Here is a 24,265-nt window from a genome sequence, read left to right on the forward strand (position 1 = left end):
GTCGTTGCCGTAGAGATAGTCGTTGCCGCCGTAGCCGGAGAGCACATTGGCGACGGCCGACCCGATCAGGGTGTCGCCGTAGCCGCCGGTGCCCTGGACGTTCTCGATGTCGTACAGCCGGTCGCCCGCGGCCTCGCCGTAATAGCCGTAGCCGGTGGCGAGGTTGACATAGACCCCGGCGGCGCCGTTGTAGTCCACGGTGTCGATGCCGGTGCCGCCGGACAGTATGTCCGCCCCGTCGCCGCCCTGCAGGAAGTCGTTGTCGGCGCCGCCCCAGAGGTAGTCGTCGCCGGCACTGCCGTAGAGCGAGTCGGCGCCGGCATAGCCGTAGAGGTTGTCGTTGCCGGCATAGCCGTAGAGGACGTCGTTGCCCTCGAAGCCGAAGAGAGAGTCGTTGCCGTCATAGCCGTACATGACGTCGCCATCGACCGATCCGTAGATCACGTCGTTGAAGTTCGTGCCGTAATAGGTACCCATCAAAATCTCCTATTGGGGCGAACGGCCCGGCCGTGTCGGCGCAGGCGGTCCCCTGTTTCGGTCAGGACGGGTCATTGCTCCGCACAAGCGTGTCGATGCCGTTCAGGATCTGGCCGACAGCTCTTGTCGTTGTCCGGCCGGGCATGCGCCCGCCGATCCCACGATCGCGACGGCGAAGTGTGCGTCGTGTCGTGCGCCTTGCGCGGCGCGCCCCATCCGCAAGGGACCGTCGCCGCCGGAGGGGTCCAGCTCCGCAACAGAGGTGCCCCCGAGAGTCACAGTGTCCAGCGACCGGGGGCGCCTCTCAACCCCCCGGGATCGGGGGGAACAGGCGGCGGCCACCGCGTCGCTGCCGGGCAGCGATATTTTTACCCGGGCAGAATTGACGATGCCATTGCGCGCGGGTATAAGCCACGGCATCCGTCGCGCTGCGGGGAGGGGCGCCATGACCCTGCAGATTGCCGATCCATCCGTCCCGGCCCGCGCCGCCTTCCAGGGTGCCCGTCGGATCGCCGCCGGCCTGCTGACCGGGGGCTGGCCGGCCGACGTCCGGGACCATGCTCGGCGCCTGGCCGCCGGCGTGTCCGACGCGCCGCATTCGGCCTGAAGGGGAGCATCATGTCGAACGTGATCGAGCGTGGCGCCGACGCCGCCCCCGCGCCCGCACCGTCGCTGTGGAAGGCGTTCCTGCTGTTCCTCGGCCCGATGATGCTCAGCAACGTGCTGCAGGGGCTGTCGGGCACGGTCAACAACATCTATCTCGGCCAGATGATCGGGGTCGGGGCGCTGGCCGCCGTGTCCGCTTTCTTCCCGATCCTGTTCTTCTTCATCTCCTTCATCATCGGCCTCGGCGCCGGCGCCTCGGTGCTGATCGGCCAGGCCTGGGGCGCGCGGGAGCCGGAGAAGGTCAAGGCGGTGGCCGGCACCGCGCTCACGGTCACCATCCTGGGCGGGCTTGTGGTCGCCCTGTTCGGCGGCGCCTTCACCCGGTCGCTGCTGGCCGCGGTCGGCACCCCGGCCGACATCCTGGCCGATTCCACCGCATATGCCCGGATCATGCTGGTCGCCATGCCGGGGCTGTTCGTCTTCATCCTGATGTCCTCGATGATGCGCGGCACCGGCGACACGGTGACGCCGCTCCTGGTCCTGGCGCTGCAGGCCGCGATCGGCCTGGTGCTGACCCCGGCGCTGATCCGCGGCTGGGCCGGGCTGCCGCAGCTCGGCGTCCTCAGCGGCGCCTATGCCGCGATCGTCTCCTTCCTCGCCGCCCTCGCCTGGCTGGCCTTCCATCTGCGCCGCCGCGGCCATGCCCTGGCGCCGGACGCCGTCCTGCTGCGCCATCTCTGGATCGACCCGAAGATCCTGCGGGCGGTGCTGCGCATCGGCCTGCCCTCGGGCGTGCAGCTGGTGCTGGTGTCGCTGGCCGAGGTCGCGGTGCTGTCCTTCGTCAACGGCTTCGGCTCCGACGCCACCGCCGCCTATGGCGCGGTCAACCAGGTGGTCAGCTACGTCCAGTTCCCGGCGATCTCGATCGCCATCACCGCCTCGATCTTCGGCGCCCAGGCGATCGGCGCCGGGCATGTCGACCGGCTCGGCGCCATCACCCGCACCGGCCTGCTGCTCAACCTCGCCGTCACCGGCGGGCTGGTGGCGCTGTGCTACCTGTTCTCGCGCACGCTGATGGGCCTGTTCCTGACCAGCCCGCCGGTGATCGACCTGGCGCAGGACCTGCTGCACATCACGCTGTGGAGCTACATCGTCTTCGGCGTCGCCGGCGTGGTCGCCGCGGTGATGCGGGCCAGCGGCACGGTGCTGGCGCCGACGGCGATCTCGCTCTGCGCCATCCTCGGCGTCGAGGTGCCGGTGGCCTGGCTGCTCAGCCGCCAGATCGGCATCGACGGCATCTGGATCGCCTATCCGGTCGCCTTCATCGTCATGGCGCTCGGCCAGATCGCCTTCTACCGGCTGGTGTGGCGCAAGCGGGCGATCCGGCGGCTGATATGAGCGGACGGCTTGCCGCGGGCCGTACGACCGGCTAACCCGGTCGGCATGGACGACCTGCTGCGCGATCTGCGCGTCGCCGCCTGCTTCCTGACCCGGCTGCCGGCCCGCTGGCCGCAGGACGCGCCGGCGGACGCGCTGGCCCGGTCGATGCGGCTGTTCCCGCTGGCCGGGGCCGGCATCGGCGCGGCCGCGGGGCTGGCCTGGGCGCTGGCGCTCTGGCTCGGCGCCCCGCCGCTGGTCGCGGCGCTGCTGGCGCTGGCGGGCCAGGCGCTGCTGACCGGGGCGCTGCACGAGGACGGGCTGGCCGACGTCGCCGACGGCTTCGGCGCCGGCCGCGACCGCGACCGCACGCTGGAGATCATGCGCGACAGCCGCATCGGCAGCCACGGCACCCTGGCCCTGGTGCTGTCGGTCGGGCTGCGCGCCGCGGCCCTGGCGGCGACCTTCACGCCCTGGGCCGGCGTCGCGGCGCTGGCCGCGTCCGGGGCGGTGTCGCGGGCCACGGCCCCGGCGCTCCTGGCCTGGCTGCCCCCGGCCCGGCCCGACGGGCTCGGCGCCGGCGTCGGCCGGCCGCCCTCGGAGGCCGTTTTCACCGCCCTCGGCCTGGCCCTCTGCTTCGCCCTGCTGCTGCTCGGGCTGCGGCACGGGCTGGCGGCGCTGGCCCTGGCGGGACTGGCGGCCTGGGCCCTGGCCGGGCTGGCGCGGCGGCGCATCGGCGGCCAGACCGGCGACGTGCTCGGCGCCGCCCAGCAGCTGGCGGAGGTCGCGGTGCTTTGCGCTGCGGCGGCGGCATGACCACGACCCGCTGGTGGTGGGTCCGCCACGCCCCGGTGGTGAATCCGCAGAAGCTGCTCTACGGCCGGCTCGACCTCGCGGCCGACACCGGCGACGCGGCGGCGGTCGCGGCCCTCGCCGCCCGGCTGCCGCGCCGGGCGGTCTGGCTGCGCACGCCGCTGCGGCGCACCGCCGAGACCGCGGCGGCGCTGCTGGCGGCGATGGGGGAGGCGACCGTTCCCGCGACCGAGCCGGCGCTGATCGAGCAGGATTTCGGCGCCTGGCAGGGCCGGCCGAGCCGCGAGGTCTATGACGCGCTGCCGCGGCACGACCCGTTCTGGTCGCACCCCTCCGCCCATGCCGCCCCCGGCGGCGAGAGCTTCGATGCCGTGCTGCACCGGGTGCAGCCGGCGATCCTGGCGCTGTCGGATGCCCATGCGAAGCGCGACGTCGTCGCCGTCGCCCATGCCGGCACCATCCGGGCCGCGGCGGCGCTGGCGCTGGATCTCGACGGCGAGCGTGCGCTGCGGCTGGTGATCGACACGCTGTCGCTGACCCGGATCGACCGCATCCGGTCGTCCTCGGGGGCGGAGGGCTGGCGAGTCGTCGCCTTGAATCTGCCATTTGGAACGGAAAAGATGTATTGATTGTTGTGCGCTACACCACGATTCTTCATGTGGAATCTGAGGAGAGCCCGACCATGATCGACCGCCGCAAGTTTCTCCGCCTGACGGGCGCGTCGACCGCCGGGCTGGCCCTGTCGGGCACCCTCGCCGCCTGCGGCTCGAACACCTCGACGCCCGGCGACGCCCAGCTGCTGGTCGACGAGAGCCGCGGCGCGCTGCAGACGCTTCTGGCCTCGCCGGAGCTGACCCAGCTGCCGCGCTACATCCGCGGCGCCAAGGCGGTGCTGATCGCGCCGGAGCTGCTGCGCGGCGGCTTCATCTTCGGCGGCCGCGGCGGCAATGCGGTGATGATGGTCCGGATGCCGGACGGCAACTGGAGCTACCCGGCCTTCTACGGCGTCGGCGGCGGCTCGGTCGGCCTGCAGATCGGCGGCCAGGTCTCGCAGCTGGTGCTGACGATCATGACCGACAAAGGCCTGCGGGCGGTGGAGCAGAGCAGCTTCACCGTCGGCGCCGACCTGACCGGGGCGCTGTTCACCCTCGGCGCCGGCGTCGGCGCCTCGACCGGGCTCAACACCAACGCCGACATGTACGCCTTCTCGCAGAACAAGGGCCTGTTCGCCGGCGGCACGCTGGACGGCACGGTGATCAGCGAGGACCAGGGCAAGAACGACGCCTATTACGGCTTCGGCACCCCGGCCCGCGTGATCTTCCAGGGCCAGAGGAGCAACCCGGGCGCGGAGCCGCTGCGCACCCTGCTGCCGCGTTGAGGCTGGTTTCCGGCTCTGCCGTAGGTTGGGTTCGCCCCGGCGAACCCAACGTGTTGCTGCCGGAAGCCATGTTGGGTTCGCGGTCGCGAACCCAACCTACGGGCCAGGGCGTATCAGCTGTACCGCTGCTCCTGCCAGGGGTCGCCCTCGTTGTGGTAGCCCCGCTCCTCCCAGAAGCCCGGGCGGTCGGTGGCGACGAACTCGATCCGCTTCACCCATTTGGCGCTCTTCCAGAAGTACCAGCGCGGCATGATCACGCGCAGCGGGCCGCCATGCTCGACCGGGATCGGCTCGCCGTCGTGGTGGGTCGCCAGCAGCACGTCCGCCTCGGCGAAGGCGTCGAGGGCGACGTTGGTGGTGTAGGTGTCGTAGCTGTGGAAGACGACGTGCCTGGCCTCCGGCCTCGGCCGCACCAGCGACAGCAGGTGCCGGGCCGACACGCCGCGCCAGCGGTTGTCGAAGCGCGACCAGGCGGTGACGCAGTGGATGTCGGAGACGTCCTCGAATTCCGGCTGGGCCAGGATGTCGTCCCAGCGCCACACCGTCGGGGCCTCGACCAGCCCGTCGATGGTCAGCCGCCACTTGTCCAGCGGGATCTCCGGCTGCACGCCGAGATCGAGCACCGGCCAGTGTTCCACCAACCGCTGGCCCGGCGGCAGCCGGTCCCGCTCCGGATCGGAGCTGGCGCCGGTCAGCAGCCGGCCCTCGCGCGCCCAGCGCTGCTTGCTCTCGACCAGCTTCGGCCGGACCGAGCCGAGATCATCCGCCATCTTCGCCTTCCCTTGCCGCTCCGCGTGAGGACGTCCCAAAGATGGCCTCGACGGACGGGTTGATCCAGAGGGTCGGGAGGGGAAGGATGGGACGACGAACGGAACACCGCCCGCCCACAGCCCGACCGAGCCGATGATCCGCCTGCTCCGCCCGCTGCTTCTGCTCCTCGTCCTGCTCGCGCCCGGCCTCGCTGCCGGCCAGGTGCCGGGGACGTCCTCATCGACGCCGCCGGCCGCGTCCGACCAGCCGGCCGATCCCGAGCGGGTCAAGGCGCTGATCGCCACGCTGCAGGACGACAAGGCGCGGGCCGAACTGGTGGCCCGGCTGCAGCTGCTGCTGCAGACCCAGGCGCAGCAGCAGGAGGACCGCAGCGCGCTGGAGACGGTCGGCAGCCAGGCCCTGGTCGTGGTCTCGGACAAGGTGCAGGACGTCACCGGCGCCATCGCCGAGATCGGCGCCACGCTGGCGCGGCTGCCGGAGCTGGCGACCTGGAGCCGGGACCAGCTGTCCGATCCGGCGGCCCGATCGCGCTGGGGGGCGGTCTTCCTCAATGTCGCCGGCGTCATTCTCGCCGGCATCGCCGCCGGCTGGCTGGTCCGGCTGCTGCTGCGCCGGCCCTTCGCGGCACTGGACGGCCGGACCCCGGCCACGCTCTGGGGCAAGATCCCGCTGCTCCTGGCCCAGGCGGTGCTCGACTTCCTGCCGCTGATCGCCTTCGTGCTCGGCGCCTATGCCATGGCGGTGGTGCTGGACCCGCCCTGGTTCGTGCGCACCGTGGTGCTGGCGCTGGTCAACGCCGCGATCATCAGCGGCGTGGCCTTGATGCTGATCCGCCTGGTGCTGACGCCAGCACACCCGCATCTGCGGCTGGTGCCGGTCGGCGACGAGACCGCCGGCTATCTCTATGTCTGGGCCAAGCGGCTGATCTACCTGCTGGTGTTCGGCTATCTCGCGGTCTCGACCGCCGTGGTGCTGGGCCTGCCCGCCGGCAGCCTGACGGCGCTGAAATACCTGATCGGCCTGGCCGTCGCGGCGATGCTGGTGGTGCTGATCCTGCAGAACCGGCAGCCGGTCGCCGACTGGCTGCGCGGCCGCCGGCGCCGGGCCGCGGAGGGCGAGGAGGCCGGCGTCACCCGCGCCGTCGGCTCCGCCCGGCGGCGCCTGGCCGACGTCTGGCACCTCGTCGCCATCGCCTATGTCGTCGTCACCTTCGCGATCTGGGCGCTCGGCATCAATGGCGGCTTCGTCTTCGTCCTCCGGGCCACGCTCATGACCGTGCTGGTCCTCGTGGTGGCGCGGCTGGTCTCGAGCTACGGGCCGCGGCTGATCCACCGCGCCTTCTCGATCGGGCCGGAGCTGAGGTCCCGCTTCCCCGGCCTCGAGCACCGCGCCAACCGCTACCTGCCGGTGCTCGACACCGCGCTGAAGGTGGTCGTCCTCCTGGTCAGCGCCCTCGTGCTGCTCGAGGTCTGGCAGCTCGGCGGCATCGCCTGGATGGAGACCGAGACCGGCCGCGCCGTGCTGGCCAGCGTCGGCGCCATCCTGATGGTGGTGGTGACGGCGCTGGTGGCGTGGGAGGTGGTCAGCCAGCTGATCGAATACCACCTGAACCGGCACGACGCCTCGGGCAATCTGGTGCAGCGCAGCGCCCGCGCCCGCACCCTGCTGCCGCTGCTGCGCAACGCCTTCCTGGTGCTGCTGATCACCGTCGTGGTGCTGATGGTGCTGTCGGAGGTCGGGCTGAACATCGCGCCGCTGCTGGCCGGCGCCGGCGTGGTCGGCCTCGCCATCGGCTTCGGCGCCCAGACCCTGGTCAAGGACGTCATCACCGGCGTCTTCATCCTGTTCGAGGATACGCTGTCGGTCGGCGACGTGGTCCAGATCGGCTCGGACAGCGGCGTGGTCGAGAGCATCACCATCCGCACCATCCGCCTGCGCGACGAGACCGGGGCGGTGCACACGCTGCCGTTCAGCTCCGTCACCTCGATCGTCAACATGACGAAGGACTTCTCCTTCGCCGTGTTCAACATCGGCATCGGCTACGACCAGGATGTCGACAAGGTGACCGACGTGCTGCGCGACCTCGGCCGCGAGATGCAGCTCGATCCCGAATGGGCGCCGAACATCCTGGCGCCGATCGAGATCATCGGGCTCGACAAGTTCGGCGACAGCGCCATCACCATCAAGGCGCGGATCAAGACACCGCCGATCAAGCAATGGGGCGTGATGCGGGAGTTCAACCGCCGGATGAAGCGGCGCTTCGACGAGGTCGGCATCGACATCCCGTTCCCGCACCGGATGGTGCTGACCCGCAGCCTCGACCGGCCGGAAGGTGCCGCCGCGGCCGCCGCTCAGGGGGCGTCGTCATCGGGATCATAAGGGGGCGGGTCGTAATGGGAATCGTGCTTCTTGCGGGCCAGGTGCATCAGCCCGAGATTCAGGGCGATGATGCCGATCACGGCGATGCCCAGCGCGATCCAGCCATGGATGCTCATCTCCAGCCCGAACAGACTGATCATGGCCTCCCTCCCGGTGCCCTGCGGCGCATTTTCGGATGCCAAGCGCCGCTGCGATCTGTAATCTCTCTAAATCCGCCAGCAGTTCCGCGGCTAAAGAGGGTTTGAGCCATGACGCTCGAGGAGAGATGTGTCTCCGCCGGCCTGAAGATGACCGATCAGCGTCGTGTCATTCTGCAGGTGCTGACCGAGTCTCTCGACCATCCGTCGGTCGAAACCGTCTATCACCGGGCCCGCGAGATCGATCCGTCGATCAGCATCGCGACCGTATACCGCACCCTGCATCTGCTCGACGAGCTGAACCTGGTGCAGCGGCACGACTTCAACGAGAACTATTCCCGCTTCGAGGTCAATCTCGAGCATCACCACCACCTGATCGATCTTGAAACCGGTGAGGTCATCGAGTTCAAGGACCAGGAGCTGGAGACGCTGAAGGAGAAGATCGCCAAGCGGCTCGGCTTCGAACTCGTCGATCACAGGCTCGAACTCTATGGCCGGAAAAAGAAGTCCTGAGGGCTGCGGTTTCGGCGAGAAGCCCTTCGCGGAGGGCTCGGCGGACTGCCGCTGCCAGCAGGCGGTGACCCGCGCCTACAGCGAGCTGGTGGCCCGCGGCGCGCCGCGTTCGGTGGCCATGGAAGCGGCGATCCGCGTCTTCGTCTATCACCACCCCGAGGTCCCGGCCTTCCGCGCCCATGACACGGTGGAGACCTGGGTCTATACCGGTCCGCTGAACTGAGCGACATTCACGGTGCCGAAGCCCCGGGATCGTGGGCCGGGGCATGGCTGCAGAGGCTGCGGCTGCCGAGCGGGCTGGTCCTTTTCGTCTTTCTCGCGACCCATCTGATCAACCATGCGGCCGGGCTGATATCGCTGGATGCGATGGAGCGCGGCCTCGGGCTGTTCATCCTGGTGTGGGAGAGGCAGCCCGGCCTGACCGTGCTCGCGGCCGCCTTCCTGGTCCACATCGCCAACGCGCTGGCGTCGATCTGGCAGCGGCACAGCTTCCGGCTGAAGCCATGGCAGGCGGTGCAGCTCGGCCTCGGCCTGGCCGTGCCGCTGCTGCTGGCCGCGCATGTCTTCGGCACCGTCGTCGCCTTCGAGCGGTTCGGCGTCGGCACCCCTTACCGCTACGTGCTGTCGGCGATGTGGGGCGGGAGCGGCCTTGTCGCCCTGCAGCAGGCGGTGGTGGTACTGGTCGCCTGGGGGCATGGCTGCATCGGCGTGCATTACTGGCTGCGGCTCAAGCCCTGGTATCCGAAGGCGCTGCCCTATCTCTACGCCGCCGCCCTGCTGATCCCGGCGCTCGGCCTGGCCGGCTTCGTCTCGGCCGGGCTGCAGGTCCGGGATCTCGCGGCCCAGCCGGGCTGGCTCGAGGACCTGCATCGCTCGATCAAGCTGACGCCGGAGGCGCAGGCCTTCGCCGCCCAGGGGGCGCTGTGGACCCGGATCGCCATCCTGGCGCTCGTCCTGGCCGCCTTCGCCGGGCCGGCCCTGCGCGCGATCCGGGCCCGCCGCGGCGGGCCCAAGCTGTACTATCGCGACACCCGCGTGCTCGACATCATCCCGGGCGCCACCGCGCTCGAGATCATCCGCGCCGCCGGCATTCCCCAGGCCATGGTCTGCGGCGGCCGCGGCCGCTGCTCGACCTGCCGGGTGCGGGTCGGGCTGGGGGCTGAGCACCTGCCGCCGCCAGGCCCCGACGAGACGCGGGTGCTGCAGCGGATCGGCGCGCCCGAAGGGGTGCGGTTGGCCTGCCAGATCCGGCCGGTGCAGGACCTCGAGGTGACGCCGCTTTTGCCGCCGACGGCGACCGCACGCGACGGCTTCCAGGGCCCCGGCCACCGCCATGGCCAGGAGCGCGAGATCGCGGTGCTGTTCGCCGATCTGCGCGGCTTCACCCGGCTGTCGGAGCATCGCCTGCCCTATGACGTCGTGTTCCTGCTGAACCGCTATTTCGCCGCCATGGGCCAGGCGATCGAGGCGGCGGGCGGCCAGGTCGACAAGTTCATCGGCGACGGGGTGATGGCGCTGTTCGGGGTCGAATCCGGGCGCGATGCCGGCAGCCGCCAGGCGCTCGACGCCGCCCGGCGGATGACGGCGCGGCTGGCCGAGCTGAACGAGGCCCTGGCCTCCGACCTGAAGGAGCCGCTGCGCATGGGCATCGGGCTGCATGTCGGCCCGGCCATCGTCGGCGAGATGGGTTACGGCGGGGTCAAGGGCCTGACCGCGGTCGGCGACACGGTCAACACCGCCAGCCGGCTGGAAGGGCTGTGCAAGGGCTACGCGGCGGAGCTGGTGGTGTCCCAGGACCTGCTCGACCACGCCGGCGCCGACCTGTCGGCCTTCCGCGCCGAGCAGGTGGCGATCCGCGGCCGGCGCGAGCCGCTGTGCATCCGCATCGTCGGCAGGATCGCAGATCTGGCGGGGTGACGGTTTGGTCGCCCTGTGGGCTCATATGAGCCAATATCTCTTTTTCTGTCATTGCCGGGCTTGACCCGGCAATCCAGGGAACGTCGACATCTTCTGGATGCCCGGGTCAAGCCCGGGCATGACAGTCTGGGAATGGGCGGAATTGGAGCTACGCCTAGTCTACGCCGAATCTTCACCTTAAATCGTGACGCCCAGCAGCGTCTCCAGGAAGACGCGAAAGGCGGCCCAGAGGGCGGCGGAGACGGCGGCGAGAAGCGCCAGCGCGCCGGCGCTGGCCGCCCAGCCGACCGAGACGGCGATGCCGTCGCGCTCGACCAGGCCGATGGCGAAGGCGGAGATCGCCAGCGCCGGCACCATGTTGCCGAACGGAATCGGCATGAACAGTACGATCGCGAGCAGCAGGCAGGCGGCGCCGATGAAGCGGTCGGGCACCGGGCCGATCAGCAGGGAAAGGCGTGGCCGCAGCAGCCGCTCGGCCTTGGCCAGCCACGGCACCATGCGCCCGACCAGCCGGGCGAAATCGGCTCGCGCCACCGATCGCTGCGTGATCATCCGTGGCAGCCACAGCACCGGGCGTCCGATCATCAGCTGGGCGGTGATGAACAGCAGCGGCGCGCCGAGGACGGAGGAGGTGCCGGGCGGGGTCGGCAGGATGTTCGGAATCGCGAAGACCAGCATCAGCGCGCCGAAGGCCCGGTCGCCGAAGGCGGTCAGGATGTCGGCGATGGCGATGCGCTCGGGGCCCTCGGCGGCCAGATCCTGCAGCACCTCCGAGAAGCGCCGACGGCGCTTCGCCCCGGCGGGGGCGGCCCCGCCGGGGTCTTCATGCTGGATCTCGGACTGGCGGGCGTCGGGCAAGCGGCTGGTCCGGCGTGGTGGGTCCAGCCCCTGGTGTTACCGAGTCTGCCGTGACAGGCGCAAGCGTGCGGTTGTCTCAGGCGCCGCCGCTCAGGCTTCCCGCGCCGCCCACAGCAGGCCGCGATGCAGGATGGTCTTCATCGACCGGTTCTCGAACTCCTCCACCCGGTGGCCGAGCGAGCTGTAGAACACCCGGCCGGCGCCGTGCCGGCGCTTCCACACCACCGGCATGGTGTGGCCGGCGATCCAGGGCGCGTGGTCGCCGGTGAAAATGGTCTCGGCCAGCACCTCGTTGTTCGGGTCGACATGCATGTAGTACTGCTCGGACCGGTAGTCGAAATCCTCGATCCCCTGCATCACCGGGTCGTCCGGCCGGGTCACCCGCACGCGATAGTCGATGATGTTGCCGGGATGGGCCACCCACTGGCCGCCGGTCATGAACTGGTAGGCGACCTCGTTGCGGAAGGCGTCGCACATGCCGCCGTGGAAGCCGGCCAGGCCGACCCCGCTCTCGACCGCGGCGGTCAGGTTGGTGACCTCCTCCTTCTCCATGGTCGACATGGTGTAGATCGGCACGATCAGGTGCATGTCCTTCAGCGCCGGGTCGGCGAAGGCCTCGGTGGTGTCCTCGATGAACACCTCGAAGCCGTCGCCGCGCAGCATCCCGGCGACCTCATCCGCGCATTCCTTGGGGGTATGGCCGTTCCAGCCGCCCCAGACGATCAGCGCCTGCCTCGTCATCTTCCGTCTCCCTTTCGCTACTCAGGCGGCCCGGCCGAAGGCGGGCTCCACCGGCATCGGTTCCGGCCGCTCGCAGCGGCTCTCGATCTCGACCGGCCGGCCTTCGCGGCCGGACCGCTCCACCGCCTCCATCACCTCCAGCACATGGAAGGCCAGTTCGGCATTGGCGCGGTGCGGCCGGCCGGTGCGGATGGCCTGGGCCAGGTCGGCGACGCCGATGATCCGGTAGTTGCCGTCGCCATAGGCATGGCCGGTCGTCTCGGCCTTCCATTCGGTGCGATCGATGGAGACCAGCACCTCGCCGCCGAAGGTGTTCGGGTCGGGCACGCTCAGCGACGCCGTCTCGCCATAGATCTCGATCGACGCGTGGCGGTGGGCCGGGATGTCGAAGCTCATCACCATGGTGACCACGGCGCCGGAGGCGAAGGCCAGCGTGCCGGTGATGTGGGTCGGGGTGCCGACCGGCACGACCTGGCCGGCGCGCGGGCCGCTGGCGATGCGGCGCTCGGTGTAGGCGGCGGCGACCGTCCCGGTCACCCGCGCCACCGGGCCCAGCATGTTGACCAGCGTGGTCAGGTAGTAGGGGCCCATGTCGAACAGCGGGCCGCCGCCCTTGGCATAGTAGAAATCCGGGTTCGGGTGCCAGCGCTCATGCCCCGGCACCATCATGAAGGCGGTGCCGGCGACCGGCCGGCCGATCCGCCCGGCATCGATCAGGGCGCGCGCCGTCTGCTGCCCGGCGCCGAGGAAGGTGTCGGGGGCGCTGCCGACGCGCAGCCCCCTGGCCTTCGCGGCGTCCAGCAGGGTGCGGCCTTCGGCGACGCCGACCGCCAGCGGCTTCTCCGCATGCACATGCTTGCCGGCGGCGATCGCCTGCAGCCCGACCGGCACATGCGCCTGCGGCGTGGTCAGGTTCAGCACGATCTCGATCTCGGGATCGGCCAGCAGCTGCTCGATGCTCAGCGCCGCGATGCCGAACTCGGCCGCCTTGGCCTGCGCCGCCTCCGGGTTCAGGTCGGCGCAGGCCTTGACCCGCAGGATCGGGAAGTGCGGCGCCGCCTTCAGATAGGCGCCGCTGATCACGCCGCAGCCGATGATGCCGACGCCGACCGGTCTCTCGCTCATGGTCCTCTCCGCTATCGGGGCATGCCCTGGCCGTTCCAGGGCGCTTCGTAGAGCTGCCGCAGCACCAGGCTGGCCGCGCCGCGGGCCCAGGCGTCGTCGCTCCATTCATGCAGGATGATCTCGGTGCCGCGCCGGATCGGCGGCGGCACGACCCGGTCGATGGCGGCCAGGAGGGCCGGTTCCATCAGGTCGCGGGCCTGGATGGCGCTGCCGGCCACGATCACCTTGGGCGGGCTGTGCAGCGTGATCAGGTTGCCGACGGCGAAGCCCAGGATCGCGCCCGCCTGCTCGAACAGGGCGCGGATCTCGGCCCGGCCGGCCCGCGCCATCTCGCGCAGCCGGCCGATGGCGCGCGGGTCGTCCGGGGTGATCGTCCCGGCCTCGGCGCCGAGCAGTGCTCGAGCGCGGGTGACGATGCCGTGGTCGGAGACATAGGCGTCGATGCAGCCGCGCTGGCCGCAGCGGCAGGGCAGCCCGTCATCGGGCGCGTATTTGGTGTGGCCGAACTCCGTCCCCATGCCGGCGGCGCCGCGATGCACGTCGCCGTTCAGGAACAGGCCGAGGCCGACCGAATCCTCGACCGCCACCACGGCGAAGCTGTCGCTGTCCCGGCCATGGCCGAACCAGTGCTCGGCCAGGGTGACCAGATGGACGTCGTTCTCGACCGTGGTGGGAACGCCCAGCCGGTCGCGCACCATCGCCGCCAGCGGCACGTCCGGCGCGCCCAGGATCGGGGTCCAGACGCAAAGCCCGTTGCGGCCGTCGATGAAGCCGGGCAGGCCGATGCCGATGCCGCCCAGCCGGTCGAGGGCCAGGTCGGCGTCGCCGACGCAGCGGCGGATGCCGTCCTCCAGGATGTCGGCCACCACCTCCGGCGCCTGGCGGGCGACGCGGATCGGCAGCGACAGGGTCTTCACGACGTCGGCCTTGTAGTCGGTGACGGCGATGCTGATCTGGTGCGGCGCCAGCTTGACGCCGCAGACGAAGGCGGCCTCGCGGTTCAGCTCCAGCATCACCCGCGGCCGGCCGCGCGCCGCGGTGCCGACGCCCTCGACCGCCCGGGCCAGGATCAGGTTCTCCTCGATCAGCCCGCCGGTGATGGCCGAGATGGTGGCGGGCGCCAGCTCGGTGCGCTGCACGATCTCGACCCGCGAGATCGGCCCGTAGCGCCGCACCACGTCCAGCACATGGAAGCGGTTGATCGCCCGCATCAGCTCCGGATCGGCGGTCTTCATTCGGTCATGATCCGAATTTTATGGTGCGGCGCATCATGGCCCCGCCGCCGACGCGTCGTGGGCGAACGGCTTCGCCTGGTCTCGATTCAGCGCTTCCATCTCATCCGCCGGGCCATATTGTTTCGAATTCTCGGCAATCATCCGATTTTTCGATCTTGACAGGATCCACCCTAGCCGGTCTGATAAATTCGTAAAACGAAAAAATTAATCGGCGAGGGAGAAGACGCATGGAGAGGCTTCGTTCCGTCATCCGCAGCGACCGCCGCACCCTCCTGAAGACCATGGCGGCGGGGGCGGGCGCCCTGGCTGCCGGTCCGCTGCCGGCGCGACCCGCCATCGCCCAGGCGCGCGAGATCACCATGATCAGCGACGCCACCAATGCCCGCCCGATCGTCGACCGCATCGCCGCCGATTTCGAAAAGGACACCGGGGTCAAGGTCACGATCAACGGCATCGACCATGAATCGAACAAGACCGCGATCCGCAACTACCTGGTCACCAGCCCGCCCGATATCTGCTTCTGGTTCAGCGGCAACCGCATGCGCGCCTTCGTCAAGCGCGGGCTGTTCGACGACATCACCGACCTGTTCCAGCGCGAGAACTACTACGACCTGCTCGGGGTGATGACCCAGACGGTCACCGTCGACGACCGGCAATACGGCCTGCCGACCGGCGGCTCCGCCTGGGGGATGCTGTATCGCAAGGACGTCTTCGCCAAGCATGGGCTGACGCCGCCGAAGACCTGGGACGAGCTGATCGCGACCTGCGACAAGGCCGCCGCCGCCGGGCTGGTGCCGCTCGGCATCGGCACCAAGGAGCTGTGGCCCGCCGCCGGCTGGTTCGACTACCTGAACCTGCGGGTCAACGGCCTCGACTACCACATGCGGCTGATGGACGGGCAGGCGAGCTACCTGGACCCCGAGCTGACCGCCGTGTTCGACCGGTGGGAAGACCTGATCAAGCGCAACTACTACCTGCCGAACCACACCTCCTATTCCTGGCAGCAGGCGGCCTCGTTCCTGATCCAGGGCAAGGCGGCGATGTTCTTCCTCGGCAACTTCGTGCGGCGGCTGTTCCCGGAGGGCGAGGTGGAGCAGCTGGCCTTCATCCCGTTCCCGCAGATCCAGCCGGGGGTCGGGCCGTTCGAGGAGTTCTCGGTCAACTCGGTCCACATCCCGGCCCGGGCCAAGAACAAGGAGCTGGCGCGCGACTTCCTGGCCTATTTCTACCGGCCGGAGAATCTCGGCGCCTATCTGCAGCCGGACGGCAACATCCCGGCGCGCAAGGACGTCAAGATGCAGGTCGACCCGCTGATGCAGTCGGTGATCGACACGCTGCAGGCGGCCAAGGGCACCTCGCAGTTCTACGACCGCGACACCGACCCCGACATGGCCCAGGCCGGGCTGAACGCCTTCCAGGAGTTCATGGTCGCGCCGCAGCGCCGCCAGGCGATCCTCCAGCGGCTCGAGACCACGCGCAAGCGGGTGTTCAAGGCATGAGTCTGGCCACGCCGATCACTGCGCGGGATGCGGGCAGCGGGGCGCTGCGGCGACGCTGGCGGCGCCACCGCGACTGGGTCTGGCCGGTCCTGTTCCTGCTGCCGGGCGGCGTGCTGTTCGGCGTGGTGATCGTGCAGTCCACGGTCGAAAGCCTGTGGATCAGCCTGCACGACTGGGACGGGATGGGCGACAAGGTCTGGATCGGCCTGGCCAACTACGCCGAGCTGGTCGACGACCCGCAATTCTATGTCTCGCTGCAGAACAACCTGATCTGGCTGGTGCTGTTCCTGCTGGCCCCGGCCGCGGGGCTGGGCCTCGCCATCTTCCTGAACCAGAAGATCCGGGGCATGCGGCTGGTGAAGTCGCTGTTCTTCGTGCCGCTGGTGCTGGCGCCGGTCACGGTCGGCGTCGTCTTCACCTGGTTCTACGACCCGACCTTCGGCCTGCTGGCCTTGATCTTCCAGGCGGTGGGGGCGGGGGCGCCGGCCCTCCTGTCGGACGAGCGCTTCGTCACCTTCGCCGTGGTCGCCGCCGCGCTGTGGCCGCAGATCACCTTCTGCATGGTGCTGTTCCTGGCCGGGCTCAACAACCTCGACGACGACATCCTGGGCGCCGGCCGGGTCGACGGCGCCCGCGGCTGGCCGATGTTCTGGAACGTGGTGCTGCCGCAGCTGCGCCAGGTCTCCTTCATCGCCATCGCCGTCACGGTGATCGGCGCGCTGCGCAGCTTCGACCTGGTCGCGGTGATGACCCAGGGCGGGCCGTTCGGCTCCTCCTCCGTCCTCGCCTACCAGATGTACGAGCAGGCGATCTTCAGCTACCGCTTCGGCTACGGCGCGGCCATCGCCTCGGTCTTGTTCCTGATCATGGCGGTGTTCATCGCCTGGTATCTGCGCCGGATGGTGCGGGTCGAGGCGGGGGGCGGCTGATGTATCCGCTGCCGATCGACCGCGCCGGCCCCGGCGCCCGCATCGCCTATCGCGGCTCCGTCGGCCTGGTGCTGCTCTTGTGGCTGCTGCCGCTGCTGGCCATCTTGCTGACATCCATACGCAGCCTGGACGACCTGGCGGTCGGCAACTACTGGGGCTGGCCCAGCCGGTTCGACCTGCTGGAGAACTACCGCGCCGTGTTCGCCGACACGCCGGTGCTGCGCTTCATGCTGAACAGCCTGATCATCACCGTGCCCTCGGTGATCGGCGTTCTGGTGCTCAGCACCTTCGCCGGCTACGTGCTGTCGCGGCACCGCTTCCCGGGCCACATGCTGGTCTTCGCCATCTTCGTCGGCGGCAATTTCGTGCCGCACCAGATCCTGATGATCCCGGTGCGGGACCTGATGGTCCAGCTCGGCCTGTACGACAGCTTCGCCGCGCTGATCCTGTTCCACATCGCCTTCCAGACCGGCTTCGCCACCCTGTTCATGCGCAACTTCATCGCCCGGCTGCCGCACGAGCTGTTCGAGGCGGCGCGGGCGGAGGGCGCGTCGCCCGCCCAGATCCTGGGCCTGGTCGTGGTGCCGCTGCTGCGCCCGGCCCTGGCGGCGCTGGCGATCCTGACCTTCACCTTCGTCTGGAACGACTATTTCTGGGCGCTGGTGCTGACCCAGAGCGACGCGGTCAAGCCCGTCACCTTCGGCCTTGCCACGCTGCGCGGCCAGTACGTTTCGGTGTGGAATCTGATCTCGGCCGCGACGGTGGTTGTGGCGATCCCCCCGGTGGTGATGTTCTTCCTGATGCAGCGCCACTTCATCGCCGGCCTGACCATGGGGGCGGTGAAGGGCTGATGACACTCTCGACAGACGGAAAGACAGGCATGGGTACGGAAGCGAAGCTGCGTTGGGGCATTCTCGGGCCGGGCCGGATCGCCCAGGCCTTCGCCGGGGGCGTGGCCCGGTCGCGCACCGGGCGGCTGGTGGCGATCGGCACGCGCGATGCGGCCAGGCCGGGGCTGGCCGAGGCCTTCCCCGGCGCCCGGATCCACGCCGGCTACGAGGCGCTGCTGGCCGACCCCGAGGTCGACGCCGTCTACATCGCGACGCCGCATCCGGGCCATGTGCATTGGGGCATCCGCGCCGCCGAGGCCGGCAAGCACGTGCTGTGCGAGAAGCCGATCGCGGTCAACGCCTACGACGCCATGGCGCTGGTCGACGCGGCGCGCCGCGCCGGCGTGTTCCTGGCCGAGGCGTACATGTACCGTGCCCATCCGCAGACCCGGAAGCTGGCGGAGCTGGTGGCCGGCGGCGCGATCGGCGAGATCCGCATGATCCAGGCCAGCTTCGGCTTCGCCGCCAGGTTCAACCCCGACCACCGCCTGTTCGCCAACGACCTCGCCGGCGGCGGCATCCTCGATGTCGGCGGCTATCCGGTGTCGATGGCGCGGCTGGTGGCCGGCGCCGCCTCGGGCAGGCCGTTCCTCGACCCGGTGAAGGTGACCGGCGCCGGCCATCTCGGCCGCAGCGGCGTCGACGAATGGACCGCGGCGGTGCTGGAGTTCCCGGGCGGCATCGTCGCCCAGGTGGCGACCGGCGTGACGCTCGCCCTCGACAACACGGTGCGGATCTTCGGCACCGAGGGGCGGATCGAGGTCGCCTCGCCCTGGTTCTGCAGCGGCAAGGAGGGCGGCAGCAGCGCCATCGTCATCACCCGGGCCGACGGCACGGCCGAGACCGTGGCGATCGAGGAGCCGGGCTGGCTCTACGCCTTCGAGGCCGACGCCGTGGGCGACGCGGTCGCGGCCGGGCAGCGTGAAGCGGCCTTCATGACTCCGGCCGACAGCCTCGGCAACCTGAAGACGATGGATGCCTGGCGCGCCGCGATCGGCCTGGAATACGCGCTGGAGACGCCGGCCCGGCGCACTGGCCCGGTCGACGGCCGGCCGCTGCGCGCCGGCGCCATGCGCCGGATCGACCTGCCCGGCGCCGCCCGTCCGGCCTCGGCGCTCGCGATCGGCGCCGTCGGGGTGGAGAACATCAGCCAGGCCGGTATGCTGTTCGACCGCTTCTTCGAGCGCGGCGGCAACACCTTCGACACCGCCTGGATCTACCGCGCCGGCGGCTCCGACCGGGTGCTCGGCCAGTGGCTCTCCAGCCGCGGCGTGCGCGACGAGATCGTGCTGATCGGCAAGGGTGCGCATGCGCCGCTGTGCTACCCCGACGTGATCCTGCGCCAGCTGACCGAATCGCTCGACCGGCTGCACACCGGCCGGCTCGACCTCTACCTGATGCATCGCGACAACCCGGACATCCCGGTCGGCGAGTTCGTCGATGTGCTCGACGCCGAGATCCGCGCCGGCCGCATCGGCTCCTGGGGCGGGTCGAACTGGACGCGCGAGCGGCTGGACGAGGCGGCCGCCTATGCCCAGGCCAGCGGCAAGCACGGGCCGGCGACGGTCAGCAACAATTTCAGCCTGGCGGAGATGATCCAGCCGGTCTGGCCCGGCTGGATCGCCGCGGCCGACGCCGAGTGGAAGGCCTGGCTGCGGCAGCGGCGGATGCCGCTGCTGGCCTGGTCCAGCCAGGCCCGCGGCTTCTTCACCGACCGCGCCGGCCGCGACAGGCACCAGGATCCGGAGCTGGAGCGCTGCTGGTACGGCGAGGCGAACTTCCGCCGCCGCGACCGGGCGGCCGAACTCGGCGCCAGGCAGGGCCGCTCGGCCAACCAGGTGGCCCTGGCCTGGTGCCTGCACCAGGACTTCCCGGTCCTGCCGCTGATCGGCCCGCTGACGCTGGAGGAGCTGGAGGATTCGCTGCAGGCGCTCGACATCGCGCTGACGCCCGAGGAGGTGCGCTGGCTCGAAGGATAGGTCGTCATTCGGTTCAACCCGCCGCCGGCGACGGCGGCGGGACAGGGAGGAGACAATCATGAACAGGATGCTGTCGGGCCTCACGGCCCTCGCCACCGCCGGCCTTCTGTCCGGCGCCGCCATGGCCGACGTCACGGTCAAATGGTTGCACATCGAGAACACGCCGGACACGGTGGCCTGGATGGAAAGCGTCGCCCGCGCCTATGAGGCGGCGCATCCCGGCGTCACCATCCAGATGCAGTATCTGGAGAACGAGGCCTACAAGGCCAAGCTGCCGACCACGCTGCAGTCCGCGGACCGCCCGAACATCATCTACAGCTGGGGCGGCGGCGTGCTGCGCGACCAGATCAAGGCCGGGGTGATCGAGGACCTGACGGACGCGGTGAAGGGCGAATGGGCCGACCGGATCAGCCCGGCCGCGCTGGAGGCCTTCACCGTCGACGGCCATGTCTGGGGCGTGCCGGTGCTGGCCTCGCAGGTCGGCTTCTGGTTCAACAAGCCGCTCCTGGCCAAGGCCGGGGTCAAGGCCGAGGACATCAAGAGCTGGGACGACCTGCTGTCGGCGGTGAAGACGATCAAGGCCGCCGGCATCGTGCCGCTGGCGACCGGCGGCGCCGACAAATGGCCGATCCATTTCTACTGGACGCTGCTGGCCATGCGGATCGGCGGCAAGGACGCGTTCCAGGCCGCTTATACCCAGTCCGGCGACGGCTTCGACGGGCCGGTCTTCGTCAAGGCCGGCGAGCAGCTGAAGGCGCTGGCGGCGCTGGAGCCGTTCGAGCCCGGCTATCTCGGCCTGACCAACCCGCAGGCCGCCGGCTATTTCGGCGACGGCAAGGCCGCGATGCACCTGATGGGCAACTGGGACTATCTGAACGCCAAGAAGAACAGCGCCTCCGGCAAGGGCATCCCGGATGCGGAGCTCGGCTGGTTCCCGTTCCCGACGGTGGCGGGCGGCGCCGGCGCGCCGACCGACGTGCTCGGCGGCGTCAATGGCTGGCTGGTGACCAAGGGGTCGCCGCCGGAGGCGGTCGACTTCGTGAAGTTCCTGTCCAACAAGGAGAACCAGGAGAAGGCGGCGGAGCTCGGCGTCTACATCCCGGTGAACAAGGGCACGGCCGAGAAGCTGAAGAACCCGTATTTCCGGCAGATGGCCGAGAACATCGGCAAGGCCGGCTATTTCCAGGTGTTCTACGACCAGATGCTGGGCGCCAATGTCGGCCGGGTGGTGAACGACGTCACCACCGACATCGCCTCCGGCGCGACCGACCCGGAGGACGCGGCCGCCCAGGTTCAGGAAGCCTGGGAAATGCGGTGAGCGTGGAGGGGCGGGTGCGTTTTCGCAGGATCATGATCCGATGACGGTCGCCGCGACCGCCCCGGCCTTCGACCGCGCCGCCGTCCGCCGGCGCCGCCGCGTCGCGCTGCGATCGCAGGTGGCGCCGGTGGTGCTGATGCTGGTACCGGCCCTCGCCCTGTTCACGATCTTCGTGATCCTGCCGATGGGCGAGGCCGGCTTCTACAGCCTGTTCAAATGGAACGGCTACGGCAGCCCGCAGGATTTCGTCGGGCTCCGCAACTTCGAGCTGCTGCTGCGCAACCGCACCTTCTGGTCGGCGCTGACCAACACCGGGCTGATCATCGCGGTGTCGCTGGCGATCCAGCTGCCGCTGGCCCTGGCCATGGCGCTGCTCTTGGCCGAGAAGCTGCGCGGGCGGGTGGCGTTCCGCATGGTGTTCTTCCTGCCCTACATCCTGGCCGAGGTCGCGACCGGGCTGATCTGGCAGTTCCTCTATGACGGCCAGTACGGCGCCGTGGCGCTGATCTGGGGCTGGTTCGGGGCCCAGGCGCCGTTCGTGCTGGCCGACCGCACCCTGGCGATGGGGGCGGTGCTGGTGCTGGTGGTGTGGAAGTATTTCGGCTTCCACATGATGATCTACATCGCCGGGCTGCAGAGCATCCCGTCCGAGATCATCGACGCGGCCCGGATCGACGGCGCCACGCCCTGGCAGATCGCGCGCCGGATCAAGATCCCGATGCTGTTCCCGACCATCCGGCTGACGGTGTTCTTCGCCGTGGTCGGGGCGCTGCAGCTGTTCGACATGGTGATGGCGCTGACCCGGGGCGGCCCGTCCAACGCCACCCATTCGCTGGTCACCTACCTCTACACCTTCGGCCAGATGCGGATGGAGATCGGCTTCGGCAGCGCCGTCGGCGTGGTGCTGTTCCTGATCTGCGTCAGCTTCTCGCTCGTGTACCGCGGCACCCTGATGCGCGGGGATTAGGAAGGCCATGGCTGCGCCCACGCTCCGCCCCTCCCTGCTGCCGCAATACCTGGTGCTGCTCGCAGTCGCCGGCATCGTGCTGGTGCCGCTGGTCGCGGCGGCGCTGGGCGGCTTCAAGACGCTGGGCGAGCTGCGGGTCAATCCGCTCGGCCTGCCGGCCAGCTGGGACGGTCCGGTCTACTGGGAGATCCTGGGCTCGGCGCGGCTGTGGCGCATGCTGTTCAACTCCGCCGTCATCGCCGGCCTCACCGTCGGTCTCGTCCTGATCGTCGGGTCGATGGCGGCCTTCATCTTCGCCCATGTGGTGTTCTTCGGCAGCCGCATGCTGCTGAACTACATGCTGCTGGGGCTGATGTTCCCGGCGGCGACGGCGATGCTGCCGCTGTTCATCCGGGTCCGCGACCTCGGCCTGCTCGACACCTATTGGGGCGTGGTGCTGCCCCAGGTCGCCTTCGGCCTCGGCATGGCGATCCTGATGCTGCGCGGCTTCTTCCGCCAGCTGCCCCACGAGCTGTGGGAGGCGGCGCGGGTCGACGGCTGCGGCTATTTCCAGTTCTACCTGCGGATCACGCTGCCGCTGTCGCGCCCGATCCTGGCGACCGTTGCGGTGTTCTCCCTGGTCGCCAGCTGGAACAGCTACCTGCTGCCGCTGATCATGTTCAACACGCCGGAGATGTATCCCTGGCCGCTCGGGATCATGAACTACCAGGGCGAGTATTCCACCGAGTGGAACAAGATCCTGGCCTTCGTCACCCTGACCCTGGCGCCGGCGATCGTGTTCTTCCTGCTGGCCCAGCGCCACATCGTGGCCGGCCTGGCCAAGGGCGCGGTGAAGGGATAGGGGCGTTGCCTGGATGCGGGCGCTTCAGGCCGAAACGAACCGTCCGGCCTGAAGCGCCCGGGATTCAAGAAGCGAGCCCGGCGATTGTCGGTGCGGCGCCCCCCGCGGTCCGTGGCAGGACCAGGTCCGTGACCCGGTAGATGTGGAATTCGCTGCGTGAGACGGCATCGAGCTGCCGGAACTTCTCGACGAATGCCGGATCGGAGAAGAATTCGTCGACATTGCCTTCGTCGGCGATGGCCTCGATGTTCACCACGGTCAGCCCGTCCGTGCTCTTGGCGAGATTGCTCCAGAGGAATCCGGCCTTCCGCTCGGCGACATAGTGCACGACGTCCTGGATGATCCGGAACGCCTCATCCTGTTGACCCGGATGGGCGTGGATGACGTTGACGACGAAGACGGTCGCGTCCGGCCGGGGCCTGAACCCTGCCTCGATCTCTTGTGCCATGTCTTGCTCTTCAAGGGTGATCGGGCGGCCGGGACGGCTGCCCTGCGCCAGAGGTAAGACGGCGGGCATTCCGGAAAAACAGGCTATAACTTCATTCTGACCGGACTGATCGGTCCGCAATGCCGGATAGCAATGGACAATCTGAGCCGCATCCAATCCTTCGTTCGGGTTGCCGAAACCCGGAGCTTCGTCGCCGCGGCCCGGCTCCTGGGTGTTTCGGCTTCGGCCGTCGGCAAGAGCATCGCGCGGCTCGAGGAGCGGCTGAATGTCCGGCTGTTCCACCGGAGCACGCGGAGCGTCACCCTGACGGCCGAGGGGGCCGTTTTCCTGGAACGATGCCGGCGCGTCCTCTGCGAGATGGAAGCTGCGGAGGCCGAGCTGCTGCAGGCCTCCGAAGCGCCCCGCGGCAAGCTGCGCCTCAGCCTTCCCCACATCAGCATGGTCACGTCGCAGGTGCTCGCCGGGTTTCTCAGGCGCTATCCCGAGATCGAGCTGGAGCTCGACTTCACGGACCGGCTCGTCGACGTGATCGAGGAGGGCTTCGATGCGGTCATCCGCACCGGGCAGCCAGACGATTCCCGCCTGATGTCGCGTGTGCTGGGGTCGTTCCGCCACGTCGTGGTCGGATCGCCCGGCTCCGTCGCGCGATACGGCACGCCGGAACGGCCGGGAGAGCCGGGGCATCACGCCCTGCTGCTGTACCGATTCCCGAGCTCGGGAAAGATCGAGAGATGGCCGTTTCCGGGCTGGCCGGCAGCGGATCAGCCGACGATGCGGGCCGTCACCGTGTCCAACTCGATCGACGTGCTCATCACCATGGCCTGCGAAGGGCTCGGCCTCGCCTGCCTGCCGGATTTCGCCGTCCGCGACCGGCTCGCGGACGGATCGCTGTGCGCGGTTCCCGGGCAGCCCGATGCGCCATCCGGGACCTTTCGGATCCTCTGGCCCTCCAGCCGGCAGCTGTCGCCCAAGCTCAGGGCCTTCGTGGACTTCATGGCCGGGACGGCTTTCCCCCAGATCCGCTCGGCGTAAAGGTTGCGCGCGGCGGGTGCCGGCAGCCCCGGCAA

The 24,265-nt window shown here is 69.7% G+C and carries 25 protein-coding genes; 17 read left to right on the top strand and 8 right to left on the bottom strand.

From position 1 onward, the window contains the following. On the bottom strand, positions 1-477 hold a 477-nt coding region (locus ACFW16_RS28065), incomplete at its 3' end, for a calcium-binding protein (RefSeq protein ID WP_380311350.1). A 445-nt stretch (positions 478-922) separates the two neighbouring features. Here ACFW16_RS28065 and ACFW16_RS28070 point away from each other — a divergent pair. The 5 genes from ACFW16_RS28070 to ACFW16_RS28090 are packed head-to-tail and all read left to right on the top strand — an operon-like array spanning position 923 to position 4,651. After that, positions 923-1,084 (top strand): hypothetical protein, encoded by a 162-nt coding sequence (locus tag ACFW16_RS28070; protein ID WP_380311352.1) that lies wholly within the window; start codon positions 923-925, stop codon positions 1,082-1,084. Between the two features lie 11 nt (positions 1,085-1,095). Continuing rightward, positions 1,096-2,481 (top strand): MATE family efflux transporter, encoded by a 1,386-nt coding sequence (locus ACFW16_RS28075; RefSeq protein WP_380311353.1) that lies wholly within the window; start codon positions 1,096-1,098, stop codon positions 2,479-2,481. A gap of 45 nt (positions 2,482-2,526) precedes the next feature. Continuing rightward, positions 2,527-3,276, top strand: a complete 750-nt coding sequence (gene cobS, locus ACFW16_RS28080) for an adenosylcobinamide-GDP ribazoletransferase (RefSeq protein ID WP_380311355.1) — start codon at positions 2,527-2,529, stop codon at positions 3,274-3,276. Continuing rightward, a complete protein-coding gene (locus tag ACFW16_RS28085) occupies positions 3,273-3,902 on the top strand; it encodes a histidine phosphatase family protein (RefSeq protein ID WP_380311357.1) in 630 nt (209 codons plus the stop codon). Before cobS ends, ACFW16_RS28085 begins: the two co-directional genes overlap by 4 nt. Positions 3,903-3,955: 53 nt before the next feature. Further along, entirely contained in the window at positions 3,956-4,651 is a 696-nt protein-coding gene (locus ACFW16_RS28090) for a YSC84-related protein (RefSeq protein WP_380311359.1), read from the top strand. 113 nt (positions 4,652-4,764) lie between these two features. On the opposite strand, the gene ACFW16_RS28095 is transcribed toward ACFW16_RS28090, so the two are convergent. Continuing rightward, complete coding sequence (locus tag ACFW16_RS28095) at positions 4,765-5,421, bottom strand: sulfite oxidase-like oxidoreductase (protein WP_380311361.1); 657 nt, start codon at positions 5,419-5,421, stop codon at positions 4,765-4,767. A gap of 133 nt (positions 5,422-5,554) precedes the next feature. On the opposite strand from ACFW16_RS28095, the gene ACFW16_RS28100 reads away from it, so the two are divergent. After that, a complete protein-coding gene (locus tag ACFW16_RS28100) occupies positions 5,555-7,801 on the top strand; it encodes a mechanosensitive ion channel domain-containing protein (RefSeq protein WP_380311363.1) in 2,247 nt (748 codons plus the stop codon). Here the strand turns inward: ACFW16_RS28100 and ACFW16_RS28105 are convergent. Then, on the bottom strand, positions 7,774-7,941 hold the full coding sequence (locus ACFW16_RS28105; protein ID WP_380311365.1) for a hypothetical protein: 168 nt from the start codon (positions 7,939-7,941) through the stop codon (positions 7,774-7,776). The genes ACFW16_RS28100 and ACFW16_RS28105 overlap by 28 nt on opposite strands. Positions 7,942-8,049: 108 nt before the next feature. Between ACFW16_RS28105 and ACFW16_RS28110 the strand changes: the two genes are divergently transcribed. The 3 genes from ACFW16_RS28110 (at position 8,050) to ACFW16_RS28120 (ending at position 10,368) form a co-directional block, all read left to right on the top strand. Beyond that, positions 8,050-8,451 (top strand): Fur family transcriptional regulator, encoded by a 402-nt coding sequence (locus ACFW16_RS28110; protein ID WP_380311367.1) that lies wholly within the window; start codon positions 8,050-8,052, stop codon positions 8,449-8,451. Next, positions 8,429-8,674 (top strand): hypothetical protein, encoded by a 246-nt coding sequence (locus ACFW16_RS28115; protein ID WP_380311369.1) that lies wholly within the window; start codon positions 8,429-8,431, stop codon positions 8,672-8,674. Before ACFW16_RS28110 ends, ACFW16_RS28115 begins: the two co-directional genes overlap by 23 nt. A 143-nt stretch (positions 8,675-8,817) precedes the next feature. Continuing rightward, positions 8,818-10,368, top strand: coding sequence for an adenylate/guanylate cyclase domain-containing protein (locus ACFW16_RS28120; protein WP_380311371.1), 1,551 nt, complete (start codon positions 8,818-8,820; stop codon positions 10,366-10,368). 177 nt (positions 10,369-10,545) lie between these two features. On the opposite strand, the gene ACFW16_RS28125 is transcribed toward ACFW16_RS28120, so the two are convergent. From ACFW16_RS28125 to ACFW16_RS28140, 4 genes are all read right to left on the bottom strand, one after another. Beyond that, positions 10,546-11,226, bottom strand: a complete 681-nt coding sequence (locus ACFW16_RS28125) for an exopolysaccharide biosynthesis protein (RefSeq protein ID WP_380311373.1) — start codon at positions 11,224-11,226, stop codon at positions 10,546-10,548. A 90-nt stretch (positions 11,227-11,316) separates the two neighbouring features. Beyond that, the gene (locus ACFW16_RS28130) at positions 11,317-11,967 is read right to left on the bottom strand and encodes a ThuA domain-containing protein (protein ID WP_380311375.1); all 651 of its coding nucleotides are present in this window, start codon (positions 11,965-11,967) and stop codon (positions 11,317-11,319) included. A 21-nt stretch (positions 11,968-11,988) separates the two neighbouring features. After that, positions 11,989-13,092 carry a Gfo/Idh/MocA family protein gene (locus ACFW16_RS28135; protein WP_380311377.1) on the bottom strand — a complete coding sequence of 368 codons (1,104 nt, stop codon included), beginning with the start codon at positions 13,090-13,092 and terminating at the stop codon, positions 11,989-11,991. Between the two features lie 11 nt (positions 13,093-13,103). Then, positions 13,104-14,327 carry an ROK family protein gene (locus tag ACFW16_RS28140; RefSeq protein ID WP_380311379.1) on the bottom strand — a complete coding sequence of 408 codons (1,224 nt, stop codon included), beginning with the start codon at positions 14,325-14,327 and terminating at the stop codon, positions 13,104-13,106. Positions 14,328-14,554: 227 nt separating this feature from the next. Here ACFW16_RS28140 and ACFW16_RS28145 point away from each other — a divergent pair, with 227 nt between their 5' ends. From ACFW16_RS28145 to ACFW16_RS28175, 7 genes are read left to right on the top strand one after another with little or no spacing between them, the layout of a single operon-like run. After that, the gene (locus tag ACFW16_RS28145; RefSeq protein ID WP_380311381.1) at positions 14,555-15,826 is read left to right on the top strand and encodes an ABC transporter substrate-binding protein; all 1,272 of its coding nucleotides are present in this window, start codon (positions 14,555-14,557) and stop codon (positions 15,824-15,826) included. After that, the gene (locus ACFW16_RS28150; RefSeq protein WP_380311383.1) at positions 15,823-16,755 is read left to right on the top strand and encodes a carbohydrate ABC transporter permease; all 933 of its coding nucleotides are present in this window, start codon (positions 15,823-15,825) and stop codon (positions 16,753-16,755) included. The genes ACFW16_RS28145 and ACFW16_RS28150 overlap by 4 nt, the downstream gene beginning before the upstream one ends. Further along, positions 16,755-17,606 carry a carbohydrate ABC transporter permease gene (locus ACFW16_RS28155; protein ID WP_380311385.1) on the top strand — a complete coding sequence of 284 codons (852 nt, stop codon included), beginning with the start codon at positions 16,755-16,757 and terminating at the stop codon, positions 17,604-17,606. The genes ACFW16_RS28150 and ACFW16_RS28155 overlap by 1 nt, the downstream gene beginning before the upstream one ends. A gap of 29 nt (positions 17,607-17,635) precedes the next feature. Continuing rightward, a complete protein-coding gene (locus ACFW16_RS28160) occupies positions 17,636-19,624 on the top strand; it encodes an aldo/keto reductase (RefSeq protein WP_380311387.1) in 1,989 nt (662 codons plus the stop codon). A 58-nt stretch (positions 19,625-19,682) separates the two neighbouring features. Then, a complete protein-coding gene (locus ACFW16_RS28165; RefSeq protein ID WP_380311389.1) occupies positions 19,683-20,942 on the top strand; it encodes an ABC transporter substrate-binding protein in 1,260 nt (419 codons plus the stop codon). Between the two features lie 40 nt (positions 20,943-20,982). Next, positions 20,983-21,909: a carbohydrate ABC transporter permease gene (locus tag ACFW16_RS28170; RefSeq protein ID WP_380311391.1), complete on the top strand. Its 927-nt coding sequence runs from the start codon at positions 20,983-20,985 to the stop codon at positions 21,907-21,909. 7 nt (positions 21,910-21,916) lie between these two features. Next, positions 21,917-22,750, top strand: coding sequence for a carbohydrate ABC transporter permease (locus ACFW16_RS28175; protein ID WP_380311393.1), 834 nt, complete (start codon positions 21,917-21,919; stop codon positions 22,748-22,750). Positions 22,751-22,814: 64 nt separating this feature from the next. Here the strand turns inward: ACFW16_RS28175 and ACFW16_RS28180 are convergent, their stop codons facing one another. Then, positions 22,815-23,198: an antibiotic biosynthesis monooxygenase gene (locus ACFW16_RS28180; RefSeq protein ID WP_380311395.1), complete on the bottom strand. Its 384-nt coding sequence runs from the start codon at positions 23,196-23,198 to the stop codon at positions 22,815-22,817. A gap of 132 nt (positions 23,199-23,330) precedes the next feature. Between ACFW16_RS28180 and ACFW16_RS28185 the strand changes: the two genes are divergently transcribed. Beyond that, positions 23,331-24,230, top strand: a complete 900-nt coding sequence (locus tag ACFW16_RS28185; RefSeq protein ID WP_380311397.1) for a LysR family transcriptional regulator — start codon at positions 23,331-23,333, stop codon at positions 24,228-24,230. The last annotated feature ends 35 nt before the right edge of the window (positions 24,231-24,265 follow it).

Source organism: Inquilinus sp. NPDC058860, from assembly GCF_042743185.1.
Taxonomy (GTDB): domain Bacteria; phylum Pseudomonadota; class Alphaproteobacteria; order DSM-16000; family Inquilinaceae; genus Inquilinus.